We start from the raw sequence: 13,811 nt of genomic DNA on the forward strand, positions 1-13,811 counted from the left end.
TCATCGCAAAGGAGAACCTGTCGATTTCCAGGCAGAGATCGACACCGTCCGGGTGGCATCCGCTCCGCAGCCCGGCGGCGAGGTCTGCCGCGGCACGAGAAGTCCTCGCGCGGTGGAGATACGGGGCAGCCTCGACATCGCCTCCGGCCATACACCGACCTATGTATTCAACGCAGGCCAGGTCCTCGTCGGCCTGGCCGCCCTCGCCGGTGACGACGAACGTCACCGGACCGGAATCCCTGGTCTGCGGGAACCGCGCGGTGCGCCATGGGATGTCCGCCCTGAGCAAGTGCGCGAGCCAGATCTCACTGACCGTCGGGAGCTGGCCACCGGCGAACGAGGACGGGTACGGGTACGGGTACGGGTACGGAAGGCTGCGACGTACCGGCCGAGGGCCTGGCCGGTATCTCGCCCGTCGCTACCAGATCAGACACCAGTAGGTCCCGGCCTGCCCGGTACCCACCGAGGTGAGGCCTCTTGGGAGCAGCGCCGGATCCGGTTGGCCGACGGCTGCCAGCGAGCAGGCGGGGTCACCGACGACCCCGGCGGCAGCCATGCGCCGAGCAGCGGCCGTTGCCGTCGTGCTCGTGTACCACCGTGTCGGCGACGGCGACGGCGCGACCGTGGACGGCGGTGACGTGGGCGTGGGCGCGATCGTCGATGGAGATGGAGATGGAGATGGATACGGCGTGGGTGTGGGGGACGGCGGGGGTGCCGATGAAGACGGCGTCGGCGTGGGCGGCGGCGAGGGAGGCTTCGGTGCCGTCGTCGACGGCTTCGGTGTCGAGGGCCGCGTCAGGCTCGGCTCGGGCGTCGGCACGGGCGACGGGACGGCTGTCGTCCGCCGGGGCGTCGGCGGGGGCTGGTAGCTCGGCGTTGCCGGTTGGTGGGGACGGGCCGTCGCCGTCGGCGTGGACTCCGGTGTGCGTGCCGACGTCGACGGTGCCGCGCTCGGCGTCTGCGGTGCCGCGCTCGGCGTCTGCGGGGTCGGCGTCCAGGACGGTAGCGGGTCCAACGTGGGCAGGGACAGGTCGCCCGAGGCCGTCGGCCGCGGGCGGGGCGTGCCGCCGTCCGGAGCCACCAGCGCCCAGACGCCGATGCCACCGAGGACGAGCACAGCGGCACCGCCTGCGATCCACGGGGCCCGCCGGGGTGGGCGTCGGTGCCGGTTCATATTTCTCACTGTCCGAAGGTCACGGCGATGCCGCCACTCGGGTGACCGTCTCCGCCGGTCAGGGAGCCGGTGGCCGGGTCCATGTCGGCGGGTGGTCTGTCGGTCGAACGGGACGGCCGACGGCTGCTGATCGACGCCGGTCTGGGGCCGGTACGCGGGCCGACCGAGTCTCCGACGACGTGGTGGGGCTCGTCGACTCCGGTGTGGGCCCCGCACGCCCGCGGTATGACGGTCCCGGCCGCCCCGGCGGCGGACATCCTCGCGCTCATGGGTGTGGCGCACACTCCGATCGAGGACGGTGAAGAGATCTTCCCCGGTGTGCGCGCCCTGGTGACTCCGGGACATTCGCCGGGTCACACTCATACGTGGTGTCCGCGGGAAGCGAGCAGGTGATCGTGTTCGGCGACGGGTTCCACACCCCGGTGCAACTGGCACATCCCGAGTGGCCCGCGCGGCCCGACACGGACCAACGTCGCGCGATCACCCTGCGTGAGCGTCTCGCCGGGGAACTCGCGGAGCCGCGAACCATGGCGCGTTGCTTCCCGCACCGGCGACGGTCTGACGGTGCCGCGCTAGGAGTGCATGACCTCGACGCGCCGCGCGTGCTCCGCGCGGCTTCCACCACCTGGGGATCGTGTCCCGACTGCCGACCCCGACTGCTGGTCTGCCTGAGCTGGGCGTTCCTGGCGACTGCGGGGTCGGAGGGAGCGGTGTGACGGGGGCTTCAGCGATCGGCCGGGGGCTGGGGGAGGTCAAGCGGGTTGTCCGCCATCCTGGTCTGGAGTCCTGACCGTACGGCACCGGCTGCGGAGCTGTCGGACTTGCGCCTCGCCTGCTCCTGGAAGCACGTCAGGAACTCCGCCGCGAGACCGAGTCGAGGGTAGCGCCCGAGTACTTCGGCCCTGAATTCCGGGGCGAAGTCGTCCGCGTCGCTGCCGACGATCTCAAGAGCTGTCGCTCGGCACAGTACGTGTCCTTCGGGATCCATGGAGACATCGACCTCGGGCCACATGTGGCGGACGATGACCTCTGCCAGCCGTTCTCGGCGTTCCGCCGGCCAACCCGCGCCGGCGGTGAACACCCGCGCCACGTGGCCGCCGGCCACCTCGAACGACACGGTGTGGCTGTCGAACTCGGCCACCAGTCCCATGTCATGGAACAAGGCGGCTACGTAGAGGAGTTCGGAGTCGACATCGATTCCTTGCGCCCTGGCACGGGCAGCTGCCCACACATAGGCCCGGACGGAATGGTTCAGCAGCGCGGGGGAGTGGTATGCGGACGCCAGCTCCAATGCGGCGGCCGAGGCCGCGGTGTCCGGGACCATCAAATCGTCGAGGGTGATGCCGGACGTCGCCAGATGCGCGCCGGTGTTCGGTGGATTCACAGGCATGGCATGTTTTCCTTCTGCTGAACGGGACGCGGGGCCCTGGGTGGGCATTCGGTCAGGCCGGACTCACCGCGTGGCCACGCAAAGCCGAAGAGGCCGACAGCGATGGTGACATCTCGACCCTAGCCTCGTGGTGGCCCAGCTGCCTGGGCCGCCAAAAGGAGAAGATCTTGGGCCATTCAACAGTGGCAGGGCCCGCGGACACCACCTCGTCGGTGCGGAGCCAACCGAACGCCGACGGTCCGGCATGACATGATCGACTCCTTGGCCCGGGAGCCCTGGCATCATCAGTCCGCGTGGCCACAGGCTGAGCGGCTGGACCACAGACGATGGACGACATCGCACTGCGGCACCTGGGGGGGCAGGGACAATGGGGTACGGCGGGACACGGGAAGTGCGCCGGGAGCGCACGCGTGCCGAACGGCTGACCGAAGGACTGACCGTCGCCGTGGCGTCGGTCCTCTCGCTCGTCCTGCTGGCTGGACCGGCGGTCGTCTTCGGTTCGACCGCCTGGCACCTGGTCACCGACACCGGCACCACCACCTTCGGTCGGCTCGCGGCGCCGGTGGTCTTCCTCGTCCTCATGGCGCTGCCGCCCGTCCTGGCCCATGTGGTGTTCCGCTGGGGCCGGCGCAAAGGCAGGGAGCCGCTGACGGCGGCGGTTCCGGGGGTGCTGACGCTGCTCGGCGCGTCCGTCGTGCCGCTCGCGGCTCTCTGCCTGACTTTCGTGTACGCGGATTGACGACGACCGTCAGGGCCCTCTTCCAGGCCTTCTTCGGCAGAGCACATCAGCGGCTCCGCTTGCGGAGCAGCATCGGTCACCTTCTCGCACCGCGCGCAAGGAACTACCGTCGCGAGCATGGTCGATCACGATTCCCTCCGCGCCACCAGCGAGGCCTACGACGCTGTTGCCCCCACCTATGCGCAGCTGTTCCGCGACACACTGCGTGACAGTCCCCTGGACCGTGCGATCTTGGGTGTCTTCGCCGAGGCCGTGCGGGCGAGCGGGGACGGCCAGGTCGCGGACCTGGGGTGCGGGCCTGGCCATGTCACCGCCTATCTCGACGAGTTGGGGCTGGCGGCGTTCGGTGTCGATGCCTCTCCTGCGATGATCAAGCTGGCTCGCCAGGCCTGTCCGGACCTGAGGTTCGACGTGGGCTCGATGGCCGCGTTGGACATCGCTGACGGGGCGCTGGACGGCGTGCTCTCACGGTGGTCCATCATCCACATTCCGCCCCAGGAACTCCCCGTCGTCCTGGCTGAGTTCCATCGTGTGCTGGCACCTGGCGGCCACCTCCTGGTCGGCTTCTCGGCAAGCGACGATCCGTCCCACCCGACGCAGGTCTTCGATCACACAGTCGCGCCGGCCTATCGGTGGTCGCCTGATCACCTCGCCGCGCTGCTGCGCGGGTCCGGACTGGCGGAGGTGGCCCGGACGGTTCGCGAGCCCCAGCCCACCGACCGACGGCAGTTCCGGGAGATTCACCTGCTCGCCCGGAAAGCCTCGACAGAGGCAGCCTGACCGATCGAGAACGGGGCCCCAAGGCAGTTGCGCGGCCTGTCGCCCTCGCCTGGCGAACCAGTCGGGCGAGGGTCGGAAATCAGCTCGCCACTGCTCGCCTCACCCGGTACGGTCGCGCGAGTGTCCTCACCGCCGGGAGCCCCAGAGAGCTGCGCGCGGGCACCCGGCAGTTCCCACGTTGAAATGAGGTTTCGTCAATGGCCTGTCGTATCAGTGAACTCGTGCTCGGTTGCCGCGACCCCGAGGTGCTGGCGCGGTTCTGGTGCGAGGTCCTGGACTTCGTGGAGCTCGATCGCGAGGACGACGGGAGCATCGAGATCGGGCCGCGCGAAGGTTTCGGCGGCCCGCAGCCGACGATCATCCTCAGCCGCAGAGACGAGCCGGAGCCCGGGAAGTCCCGGCTGCACATCGACGTCAACGCCACCGACCGCGACCAGGACGCCGAGCTCGAACGCCTGCTGAAGCTCGGTGCCCGCCCGGCCGACATCGGCCAGACCGGGCAGGAGCAGTGGCACGTCCTCGCCGACCCCGAAGGCAACGAGTTCTGCCTGCTCAAGGCCCGCCTCGCTGCACTCTGACGGCCCCCGCCGGCAACGAGGCAGCACCCGGGCGGTCGTGGTCGTGACGTGAGTGAGGTCTCCGGCAGGGGCTCGTCGACAAGCAGAGCACCCCATCTCCGGAGACCTCACGCCCACCCCGGCGGTGACAAGACGGTTGGACCTCGGGCCGCCGGCACGCCGTCGAACGCGGCACCAAACGGCTCAGACGCCCTCACACCGTCGTTCACTCGGGATGAAAGCTCGCCGTCCGCTACGAGGCCATCCTCCGCATCCCCGGCATCAACGACTCCACCGCCGCCGGCCACCGAGTCGCCGGCATCCGAGTCGCCGGCCACCGAGTCGGCATCCGAGTCGCCGGCCACCGAGTCGCCGTCCGCCGTGTCGTACGACGACGACACCTGCGAGATGACAGCCTCCTGACGGCGTGCCCCCGCCCGGCCGGGATTCGCCGTACCGCCCCAACGCCCCACGCCTCCTTCCGGAAGGTGCCGACCGGTGCCTTGTCAGCGTGCCGATCGCGGATATATAACGTTGTAAAGATCACCCACAGGGACTCGGCGCACGGCTCACGGTGACGACACGGCACCCGCCCCGACCACCCGAGTCGGGGCCACTTCGAAGGGAATGCCGTGCGGGTCAGCCTCAAGGACGTCGCCGCGCACGCTGGGGTCTCCATCAAGACCGTCTCCAACGTGGTGAACAACTACCAGCACGTCACACCGGCCATGCGCGAACGCGTCCAGCGGTCCATCGACGCTCTCGGCTATCAGCCCAACCTGACCGCCCGGCACCTCCGCAAGGGCCGCACGGGCATCATCGCGCTCGCCCTGCCCGAGCTGGGCAACCCGTACTTCGCCGAACTGACCGCCGCCGTCATCAACGCCGCCGCCGCGCACGACTACATCGTGCTGCTGGACCACACCGGGGGCCGTCGCGAGCAGGAGATGCTGGTCAGTCAGGGCTTTCGGGCCCGCGTCATCGACGGTCTCATCCTCAGCCCCATCGAGCTGGAGACCGACGACCTGCGCAACCGTACGGAGCAGGTGCCGCTGGTGCTGCTCGGGGAGCGGGAGTACGACCTGCCCTACGACCACATCGCCATCGACAACGTCGCGGCGGCCCGCGCCGCCGTCCGGCATCTGGTCGGGCTCGGGCGCCGGGAGGTGGCCTTCATCGGCGCCCGGCGCGGGCGCAGCGAGCCGGCCCAACTGCGGGTGCGCGGCTGGCATGAGGAGCTGACCGCGGCCGGACTCCCCGCCGATGACGGGCTCGTGGCCGAGACCGTGGGCTGGGGGCACGCGGACGGGGCCGCGGCCATGACCCGCATCCTGGACAGCGGGCGCCGCCCCGACGCGGTGTTCGCCTACAACGACCCGATGGCCATCGGCGCCATGCGGGCGCTGCACGAGCGAGGGCTGCGGATTCCCGGGGACATCGCCGTCGTCGGCTTCGACGACGTCGTCGAGGGACGTTTTGGCGCGGTGACCCTCACCTCCGTGTCACCCGACAAGGAAGCCATCGGCAGGCTCGCCGTCGAGTCGGTGCTCGCCCGGCTCAACGGCGCGGCTCCCGAACCCCGGCGGATCTGGGCCGACTACAGCCTGGTGGAGCGGGAGAGCACTGTGGGGCGCCGCTAGGGCGGCCGCCCCTGCGGCGGGTTCCGCTTTCCCGCAGTCCAAGTGCCCCCGTGCAGAGGGGGTTTACAGCATCCTTCCAACGATGTAAAAACCTCTTTGCGGCGGACCTGCCAACAATTTCCGCCGGAGGGAGAGCAGTGTTCGCGCACTGTGCCGCACCTCCCTAGTTCCCTTTCAGCGTCGCCCGGATCGGGGTCACCATGCAGCGCACAACTCACCGTCCTCGCCTCCTCGCCCGACCCACGGTCGTGGCCCTGGCCGCCGCGGTGGCCCTGACCGCCACCGCCTGCGCCAAGTCGGAGGACGACGCGTCGAAGGACACCAAGTCCCCGCCCGCCGCCGGCGCCGAGCAGAAGGTCGCCACGCCCAAGCCGGGCAGCAAGACCTGCACCGTCGACGCCTACGGCGGCGAGAAGCTGGACCTCAAGGGCGCGACCGTCGGCTTCTCCCAGTCGGAGAAGGAGGCCAACCCGTTCCGCATCGCCGAGACCCAGTCCATCAAGGACGAGGCCGAGAAGCGGGGCGTCAAGTTGCTGACGGCCAACGCCCAGTCGCAGTTCTCCAAGCAGATCAGCGACGTCCAGGACCTGCTCGCCAAGGGCGCCGACCTGCTGGTCATAGCCCCGCTCAACTCCGACGGCTGGGACCCGGTGCTGCAGGCTGCGGCCGCCAAGAAGGTCCCGATCGTCACGATCGACCGCAAGATCAACGCCACCGCCTGCAAGGACTACGTCTCCTTCATCGCCTCGGACTTCGTCGAGCAGGGCCGGCGCGCCGCCGACCAGATGATCGAGGCCACGGGCGGCAAGGGCGAGGTCGCGATCCTGCTCGGTTCGGCGGGCAACAACGTCACCACCGAGCGCACCAAGGGCTTCAAGGACCGGATCGCCGAGAAGGCACCCGACCTCGAGGTGGTGTTCGAGCAGACCGGTGACTTCGCCCGGGAGAAGGGCCAGCAGGTCACCGAGCAGCTCATCCAGTCGAAGCCCGGCATCAAGGGCATCTACGCCGAGAACGACGAGATGGGCCTGGGTGCGGTGGCCGCGCTCAAGGGCGCCGGGAAGAAGCCGGGCGCCGTCAAGATCGTCACGGTGGACGGCACCCGCAACGCCGTCCAGGGCATCGTCGACGGCTGGATCAGCGGCGTCATCGAGTCCAACCCGCGCTTCGGCCCGCTGGCGTTCCAGACGCTGGACACCTTCACCAAGGGCGAGGAGGTCGCGCAGGACATCGTCATCGAGGACGGCGCCTACACCGGGGACAACGCGAAGACGGACATCGGCAAGGCCTACTGAACCCGCACGGGGCCCGGACCCGCTGTCCGGGCCCCACCGTCCTTCCTCGATCACTTCCTCCTGGAGGCACAGGTGGCGGCACCACCCGCCGAAGTCCTCGCCGTCCGCGGCCTGAGCAAGACCTTCCCCGGCGTCCGGGCCCTGGACGACGTGGACCTCACCCTGCACGCGGGTGAGGTGCACGCCCTCATCGGCGAGAACGGCGCCGGAAAGTCCACCCTCATCAAGCTCCTGACCGGCGTGTACCGGCCCGACGCCGGAGAGATCACCTTCCAGGGCCGCGAGGTCTCCTTCGCCACCCCCCTGGAGGCGCAGAAGGCGGGGATCTCGACGATCTACCAAGAGGTCAACCTGATCCCGCTGCTCAGCGTTGCCCGCAACCTCTTCCTGGGCCGGGAGCCGCGCAACCGCCTCGGTGTGCTGGACGTCGCCCGCATGAACCGCGAGGCCGAGCAGGCTTTGCGCACCTACGGCGTCCGGGTGGACGTCCGCAGGCCGCTGCGCACCCTCGGCGTCGGCGCCCAGCAGATGGTGGCACTGGCCCGTGCCGTGGCCACCGACGCGCGGATCGTCGTCATGGACGAACCGACCTCCTCCCTCGAACCGCGTGAGGTGGAGACCCTGTTCTCGGTGATCCGGCGCCTGCGCGACGCGGGCATCGCGGTCGTCTACGTCAGCCACCGCCTGGACGAGCTCTACGCCGTCTGCGGCACCGTCACCGTGCTGCGCGACGGCCGTCGCGTCCACCACGGCCGGCTGGCCGACCTCGACCGGCTCACCCTGGTGTCGACCATGCTCGGCCGGGACCTGGGGGAGGTCCGCGAGGAGGGTCTGACGAAGTTCACCGGCGACCACGGCGCGACCGGCGCACAACCGGTGCTCAGGGCGGAGGAACTGACGGTCCCGCACCAGCTGTACGGCGTCTCCCTCAGCATCCGGCCCGGCGAGGTCGTCGGACTGGGCGGCCTGCTCGGCTCCGGACGTACCGAGACGGCGAAGGCCATTTCCGGCGCCCTGCCGCTGCGTTCGGGCCGCGTGACCGTGGCCGGTGTCCCCCTGCGCGGCGGTTCCACGCCGGCCGCGATCCGGGCGGGCGTCAGCCTGCTGCCCGAGGACCGCAAGAGCGAGGGCATCGTCCCCGGCCTGTCGGTCCGCGAGAACATCGCACTCGCCGTCCTGCCCCGCCTGTCCCGCTTCGGCCTGGTCTCCGAGGCCCGCGTCGACAGCATCGTGGACACCTTCATGAAGCGACTGCGCATCAAGGCGTCCTCGCCGCAGCAGAAGGTAGGCGAACTGTCCGGCGGCAACCAGCAGAAGGTGCTGCTCGCCCGCTGGCTGGCGATGAACCCCAAGGTGCTGCTCCTGGACGAGCCCACCCGCGGCATCGACGTCGGCGCCAAGGCAGAGGTGCAGAAACTCGTCGACGAACTCGCCGCCGACGGCCTGGGCGTCCTGCTCATCTCCTCCGACCTGGAGGAACTGATCGAAGGGTCCGACCGCGTGGTCGTACTGAAGGACGGTGCCGTCGTCGGCGAGCTGACCGGCGACGACGTCACCGAGGACAAGCTGATGCGGACCATCGCCGGGGACGCCCCCGCGCCCGACCTGAGCGAGGAGGCGGCGATCGATGGCTGAGGCCGCCCTGGGCACCGCTCCCTTGGACAAGACGCGTGTGCCGCAGTGGCTGCAGACCTACGGCGTCTACGCCGGGGTGGCGGTCCTGCTCGTCGTCAACATCGCCATCACCCCGCACTTCCTGTCCGCGGAGAACTTCCGCACCCAGGCCGTGCAGGTCGCGCCGGTCATCATCGTCGCGCTCGGCATGGCGCTGGTCATCGGCACCGAGGGCGTCGACCTGTCGGTCGGTGCCGTGATGGCGCTGGCGGCCTCCGTCACCGCGCTCTACCTCGGCTACGGCCTGCTGCCCGCGCTGCTGGTGGTGGCGGTGTTCGCGGCCGGTGTCGGCCTGGCCAACGGAGCACTGGTCGCGTTCGTCGGGGTGCAGCCGATCGTCGCGACCCTGGCGCTGATGGTCGGCGGCCGGGGCCTCGCACTGGTCCTGCTGCCGCAACTGGAGGACCTGCGCAACCCCGCACTGGCCTCCCTCGGCTCCGGCGACCTCCTCGGCATCCCGTACCTGATCCTGATCGCCGCCGGCCTGGCGCTGCTGCTGGCCTTCGTGGTCCGCCGCACCACCTTCGGCCGCCAACTGCTCGCGATCGGCGACAGCCGCCCCGCGGCGCAGCTCGCCGGACTGCCCGTACGCCGCGTGCTGATCATCGTGTACGTCGTCTGCGCCCTGCTCGCCGCCGTCGCCGGAGTGCTCGCCACCGCCCGCCTCCAGGCGAGCGACCCGACCTCCCTCGGCAATCTGATGGAGCTCTCCGCCATCACCGCGGTCGTCGTCGGCGGCACCCCGCTGACCGGCGGCCGGGTCAACATCGCCGGCACCGTGGCGGGGGCCGTCCTGATCCAGTTGCTCACAGCCACCCTCATCAAGCACGATCTGCCGCCCTCCTGGACCCAGATCGCCCAGGCCATAGTGATCGTCGCCGCCGTGTACGCGGCACGGGGACGGGGGAAGCGATGACCGCCACGAGGACGGACGCACCCGTGACCACCGCGAGCAAGCAGCCCTCGGAGGAGACCGAACCGGTCGGCTCCGCCCGCTCCGAGCGACTGAGCGCCCTGATCCAGCAGCACGGCGCGCTGGCCGTGCTGGTGCTCGTCTGCCTGGTGGCGTCGTTCAGTTTCGACTCCTTCGCCACCGGCGACAACGTCGGCAACATGGCGACCGGTTCGGCGTTCCTCGCGATCGTCGCCCTCGGCATGACCTTCGTGATCATCACCGGCGGCATCGACCTGTCGGTCGGCTCCCTGTTCGCGCTCGGCGGGGTCCTGGCCGCCTGGGGGTCGCGCCACGGCACCCTGGTGGCGCTGCTGCTGCCGCTCGCGGTGTGCGGACTGATCGGGGTCGTCAACGGGCTGCTCGTGGCCCGTTCCCGGCTGGCCCCCTTCATCGTCACGCTGGCCGCCATGCTCGGCGCGCGCGGCCTGATGCTGGCCATCACGGACGAGGGCGCGGACACCTTCCTGATCGGCAAGGGCTCGTTCCTCGCCGAACTGGGCCAGGGCAGCACCCTCGGCCTCGGCAACCCGGTGTGGATCACGCTGGGGCTGTTCGCCGCCGGAGCGGTGGTGCTGCGCCGCACCCGTTTCGGACAGCACGTCTACGCGGTCGGCGGCAACGAGGACGCGGCGGCCCTGATGGGCGCCCCGGTCGCCCGGACCAAGATCCTCGTCTACACCCTGTCCGGACTGCTGGCCGGGCTGGCCGGAGCGCTCAACGCCGCCTGGCTCGCCTCCGGCGTGACCATCCTCGGCAACGGCATGGAACTGGAGGCCATCTCCGCCGTCGTCATCGGCGGCACCCTGCTCACCGGCGGCCTCGGCTACGTCAGCGGCTCGCTGGTCGGTGTCCTGCTGCTCAAGGTCATCCAGAACGTCATCAACCAGATCGGCTCCCTCGACTCCTCCTACCAGCAGGTTGTCAGCGGCGCCTTCCTGGCGGTGGTCGTCGTCGCCCAGACCTGGCTGGGCCGCAGACGGCAACTGATGTGAAAGCCCCGGACGCGGCAGCCGCGCGATGCGCGATCCCGGCCGCCGCGTCCGGATCCAGGCGGCCGGTACCCCCGTGCCCGGCCGCCTTCCGCACACGCACGTCTCCGCACCCCCACTAGTGAAGGAGTCACGATGCGTCCCATGTCATCCGCACTGCGCCGACCGGGTGCCTGGCTCAGACGGCGGGCGCGGTGGGCCACCACCGCGCTGGCCGCGCTGACCCTGGTCGGCGGTACGGCCCTCACCGCCACCGGGACCGCCGCAGCCGCGCCCCGGGTCTGGACCCCCGAACCGGCCCCGATGACCACCCCGTGGACCCACCAGGTCCCCACCACCGACCCACTCCCGGAATACCCGCGCCCCCAGCTCACCCGCCCCGACTGGGCCAACCTCAATGGCATCTGGGACTTCGCCGTCACCCCGGCGGACGCCGGCCAGCCCGCGTCCTTCACCGAGCAGATCCGCGTCCCGTTCGTCGCCGAGTCCGCCCTGTCCGGCATCCAGCGCAGGATCACCCAGAACGACAAGCTCTGGTACAAGCGCACCTTCACGGTCCCGGCAGACTGGAACGGCCGCCGCGTCCAGCTCAACTTCGGTGCCAGTGACTGGCGTACCACGGTGTGGGTCAACGGCCGCCAGGCGGGCGCCCTGCACAACGGCGGCTTCGACGCCTTCTCCTACGACATCACCGACCTCCTGAACGGCGGCACCAACACGCTCGTCGTCTCCGTGTGGGACCCCACCGAGACCGGTGGCCAGGCCGTCGGCAAGCAGCGGATCCGCGACGTCGCCCCGCATCCCGGCGGCGGCATCTTCTACACGGCGGCGTCCGGCATCTGGCAGACGGTGTGGCTCGAACCCACGGCGCCCGCGCACATCGCGCGCCTCGACATGGTCCCGGACCCGGCGAACAACCGCCTCAAGGTCACCGTCCGCGGTGCCGGCACCAGCGGCCATCAGGCCCGCGTCACCGTCTCCACCGGCGGCACGACGGTCGGCACGGCCACCGGCACGGTGGGCACCGAGTTCACCGTCCCGGTCCCCAGCCCACGCCTGTGGACCCCCGACGACCCGTTCCTCTACGACGTGCGCGCCGACCTGCTCTCGGGCGGCACGACCGCCGACACCGTCGGCAGCTACACCGGCATGCGCTCCGTAGGCCTCGCCCGCGTCGACGGTCTGCTGCGACCCGTCCTCAACGGGCAGTTCGTCTTCCAGACCGGCACCCTGGACCAGGGGTACTGGCCGGACGGCATCTACACCGCGCCCACGGACGCGGCCCTCCGTCACGACCTGCAGAAGCACAAGGACCTGGGATTCAACATGGTCCGCAAGCACATCAAGGTGGAGCCGCAGCGGTGGTTCTACTGGGCCGACCGGCTCGGCCTGCTGGTCTGGCAGGACATGCCCTCGATGGACCTGCGCACCCCCGACGCCGCCGCCCGCACCCAGTGGGAGGCCGAGTACGACCGCGTCATCGACCAGCACCGCAGCTCACCCTCACTGATCATGTGGGTCAACCAGAACGAGGGCTGGGGCCAGTACGACCAGGCCCGCATCGCGGGCGAGGTGAAGGCGTACGACCCCTCCCGGCTGGTGAACAACATGAGCGGCGTCAACTGCTGCGGTGCCGTCGACGGCGGCAACGGCGACGTCGTCGACCACCATGTCTACGTCGGGCCGGGCACCACCGTGCCCAGCGCCACGCGGGCCGCCGTCCTCGGCGAGTTCGGCGGCCTCGGCTTCAAGGTCGCCGGTCACGAGTGGTATCCCGGCGGCGGCTTCAGCTACGAGGACCAGCCGAGCCTGGCCCACCTGAACAACCGTCTGGTCGGCCTGTTGGACGCGATCCGCGAGGTACGCATGCCGCGCGGCCTGTCCGCCTCGGTCTACACCGAGATCACCGACGTCGAGAACGAGGCCAACGGCCTGCTCACCTACGACCGTCAGGTGGTCAAGGTCGACGAGGCCAGGGTCAGGGCCGCCAACCGCGCGCTCATCGACGCCTCCCGGGGACCGACGGCCCCCCTCACCCTGCCCACCGGCCAGTACCGGTCGCTGCGTGTGACCACACCCGGCCACACCGACCGCTACGTACGGCACAAGGACGGCGCGGCCTTCACGGAGGTCGTCGGCAGCGGCAGCGACGCCCTGCTGAAGAACGACACCACCTGGAAGATCGTGGCAGGGCTCGCCAACAGCTCCTGCTACAGCTTCGAGTCGCGCAACTACCCCGGCGAGTACCTGCGGCACCGCGAGTACCGCGTCCACAAGGAGGCGGGCAGCGGCGACCTCTTCCGGGCCGACGCCACCTTCTGCCCGGTCCGGGGCGCGAACGGGGGAGTGCGGCTGTCGGCGTACAACTTCCCGGAACAGTATCTGCGCCACTACGACTCCCAGTTGTGGCTCGCCACCCCGGGCGGCACGCACACCTGGGACAGCCCCGCACTCTTCACGGAAGACACCACGTGGACCGTGGAGGCCCCGTGGGCCCCGTGATCCGGGCGTGACGCACAGAACCGAGCGGGGGGGGGGGGGGGGGCGCGCGCCGGCCCCCCCCCCGGGGCCCCCCCCCCCCCCCCCCCGGGCGCCCCCCCCCCCCGGCGCCCCCCCCA

General features: G+C 70.5%; 11 protein-coding genes. 10 read left to right on the forward strand and 1 reads right to left on the reverse strand.

From position 1 onward, the window contains the following. Nucleotides 1–587: 587 nt before the first annotated feature. A complete protein-coding gene (locus ACFV6X_RS32950; RefSeq protein WP_385389853.1) occupies nucleotides 588–869 on the forward strand; it encodes a hypothetical protein in 282 nt (93 codons plus the stop codon). 1,029 nt (nucleotides 870–1,898) lie between these two features. Here ACFV6X_RS32950 and ACFV6X_RS32955 read toward each other — a convergent pair. Beyond that, complete coding sequence (locus tag ACFV6X_RS32955; protein WP_385389855.1) at nucleotides 1,899–2,612, reverse strand: HD domain-containing protein; 714 nt, start codon at nucleotides 2,610–2,612, stop codon at nucleotides 1,899–1,901. A gap of 343 nt (nucleotides 2,613–2,955) precedes the next feature. Here ACFV6X_RS32955 and ACFV6X_RS32960 point away from each other — a divergent pair, with 343 nt between their 5' ends. The 9 genes from ACFV6X_RS32960 (at nucleotide 2,956) to ACFV6X_RS33000 (ending at nucleotide 13,695) form a co-directional block, all read left to right on the forward strand. After that, nucleotides 2,956–3,303 (forward strand): hypothetical protein, encoded by a 348-nt coding sequence (locus ACFV6X_RS32960; RefSeq protein WP_385389857.1) that lies wholly within the window; start codon nucleotides 2,956–2,958, stop codon nucleotides 3,301–3,303. 117 nt (nucleotides 3,304–3,420) lie between these two features. After that, nucleotides 3,421–4,083, forward strand: coding sequence for a class I SAM-dependent methyltransferase (locus tag ACFV6X_RS32965; protein WP_385389859.1), 663 nt, complete (start codon nucleotides 3,421–3,423; stop codon nucleotides 4,081–4,083). Nucleotides 4,084–4,280: 197 nt separating this feature from the next. Further along, nucleotides 4,281–4,661 (forward strand): VOC family protein, encoded by a 381-nt coding sequence (locus ACFV6X_RS32970; protein ID WP_385389861.1) that lies wholly within the window; start codon nucleotides 4,281–4,283, stop codon nucleotides 4,659–4,661. Nucleotides 4,662–5,272: 611 nt separating this feature from the next. Beyond that, a complete protein-coding gene (locus ACFV6X_RS32975) occupies nucleotides 5,273–6,280 on the forward strand; it encodes a LacI family DNA-binding transcriptional regulator (protein ID WP_385389863.1) in 1,008 nt (335 codons plus the stop codon). 200 nt (nucleotides 6,281–6,480) lie between these two features. Continuing rightward, a complete protein-coding gene (locus tag ACFV6X_RS32980; protein WP_385389865.1) occupies nucleotides 6,481–7,575 on the forward strand; it encodes an ABC transporter substrate-binding protein in 1,095 nt (364 codons plus the stop codon). A 72-nt stretch (nucleotides 7,576–7,647) separates the two neighbouring features. Continuing rightward, a complete protein-coding gene (locus ACFV6X_RS32985; RefSeq protein ID WP_385389867.1) occupies nucleotides 7,648–9,210 on the forward strand; it encodes a sugar ABC transporter ATP-binding protein in 1,563 nt (520 codons plus the stop codon). Further along, on the forward strand, nucleotides 9,203–10,165 hold the full coding sequence (locus ACFV6X_RS32990; protein WP_385389868.1) for an ABC transporter permease: 963 nt from the start codon (nucleotides 9,203–9,205) through the stop codon (nucleotides 10,163–10,165). The genes ACFV6X_RS32985 and ACFV6X_RS32990 overlap by 8 nt, the downstream gene beginning before the upstream one ends. Further along, nucleotides 10,162–11,196 carry an ABC transporter permease gene (locus ACFV6X_RS32995; protein WP_385389870.1) on the forward strand — a complete coding sequence of 345 codons (1,035 nt, stop codon included), beginning with the start codon at nucleotides 10,162–10,164 and terminating at the stop codon, nucleotides 11,194–11,196. The genes ACFV6X_RS32990 and ACFV6X_RS32995 overlap by 4 nt, the downstream gene beginning before the upstream one ends. A 141-nt stretch (nucleotides 11,197–11,337) precedes the next feature. After that, nucleotides 11,338–13,695 (forward strand): AbfB domain-containing protein, encoded by a 2,358-nt coding sequence (locus tag ACFV6X_RS33000; RefSeq protein ID WP_385389872.1) that lies wholly within the window; start codon nucleotides 11,338–11,340, stop codon nucleotides 13,693–13,695. Nucleotides 13,696–13,811: the final 116 nt, after the last annotated feature.

The organism is Streptomyces sp. NPDC059861 (assembly GCF_042731435.1).
Lineage (GTDB): Bacteria > Actinomycetota > Actinomycetes > Streptomycetales > Streptomycetaceae > Streptomyces.